We start from the raw sequence: 251 nt of genomic DNA, 5'->3' as shown, positions 1-251 counted from the left end.
AAACTCAAGATGCTCTCCTATAGCGAAACAAGTACTATCTAGCCCAAAGTGCCCTTCCTTGTCATAAGAGAATCTTAGAATTGAACCTACCCGTTTCCACATGATTTTCGGTTTAGAAAAATGGTCCCAATAACTGATACTATCTTGCGTTTCAAACCATTTGTTGTTAGTTTTTTTTCTAGCCTTAATCTTCTTCCCCTTTACAAGATGTTCACACCCCGTCTGCTCTAATTTCTCAATACCAAAGGATA

The 251-nt window shown here is 37.8% G+C and carries 1 protein-coding gene; it reads right to left on the bottom strand.

Features of this window, described 5'->3' with window-relative positions:
• Positions 1–251, bottom strand: a 251-nt coding sequence (locus ACYQ4O_RS13185; protein ID WP_460175897.1) for a hypothetical protein, incomplete at both ends; no start/stop codon positions are given.

The organism is Turicimonas sp. TL08 (assembly GCF_054660695.1).
The sequence above is the reverse complement of the archived record's forward strand: the minus strand, read 5'-3'. Positions and strand labels throughout refer to the sequence as shown.